The 605-nt window shown below is 77.0% G+C and carries 1 protein-coding gene; it reads right to left on the bottom strand.

Annotation, left to right across the window (positions count from 1 at the left end):
• The coding region (locus tag KBX39_RS32555) for a ketoacyl-synthetase C-terminal extension domain-containing protein (RefSeq protein ID WP_282102512.1) at nucleotides 1-605 on the bottom strand (605 nt) is incomplete at both ends.

Raw genomic sequence — 605 nt, 5'->3', positions numbered from 1 at the left:
CGTCGAACACCGGCGTACGACCGACGAGCCCGGCCGCCATCCGCGCCGACTGCGCCCCCTGACCCGGGAACACGAAGACGGGACCTGCGCCGGCGCTGGTGACCGTACCGGTGACGAGGTTCCCCGCCGGCTGGCCGGCGGCGAGGGCGTCCACCCCGACCAGCAGCTCGTCGGCGGTCGACCCGACGACGGCGGCACGGTGGTCGAACGTCGAGCGGGTGGTGGCCAGCGACCAGCCGACCGCCGCCGGATCGATCTCGCCGCGCCTGCGCAGGAAGTCCGCGAGCCGGGCCGCCTGCCCGCCCAGGGCGGTCCTCGACCGGGCCGACACCGGCCAGAGGGTCACGTCCGAGGCGACCAGGCCCGGCCGGCGCGCGGGCTCGACGGCGCCGGTCCCGTCCGCCTGCCCGCCGTCGGCGGTCGCCGCCTCGGCGACGCGCGGGCGGTACTCCTCCAGGATGACGTGGGCGTTGGTGCCGCTGACCCCGAAGGAGGAGACGCCGCCGCGGCGGGGGCGGTCCAGTTCCGGCCACGGCTTGGACTCGGTGAGCAGGGAGACCGCCCCGGCCGTCCAGTCCACGTGCGGGGACGGCTCGTCGATGTTC

This window comes from Micromonospora sp. D75 (assembly GCF_018070405.1).
In the GTDB taxonomy this organism is placed as follows: Bacteria; Actinomycetota; Actinomycetes; order Mycobacteriales; family Micromonosporaceae; genus Micromonospora; species Micromonospora chalcea.
Note: the sequence above shows the minus strand (reverse complement) of the source record. Positions and strands in the feature narration are given on the sequence as shown.